We start from the raw sequence: 222 nt of genomic DNA on the forward strand, positions 1-222 counted from the left end.
ATTAAATCTTGTAGAGAATGAATACGGTCTTTTCCTGGTTTCGTAAAATCATAAATACTATTATTTCCAGCGTTTTGCTGCTGATTTTGATCCGAGTTACCTTGTTTAGAGTGTTGTTGTTCATCTTGATTCGAGTCGCTTTGCTTAGAATGTTGCTGTTTATTCTGATCCGAGTCGTCTTGTTTAGAATGCTGTTGTTGATTGTGATTCGAGTCATCTTGT

At 36.0% G+C, this 222-nt stretch carries 1 pseudogene; it reads right to left on the bottom strand.

Annotated features, from left to right (window positions below):
- Nucleotides 1–222: pseudogene (locus MR113_RS28045) on the bottom strand (spore germination protein); the annotation flags it as partial.

The sequence above is a fragment of the Bacillus cereus group sp. BfR-BA-01379 genome (assembly GCF_022663605.1).
Taxonomy (GTDB): Bacteria; Bacillota; Bacilli; order Bacillales; family Bacillaceae_G; genus Bacillus_A; species Bacillus_A mobilis.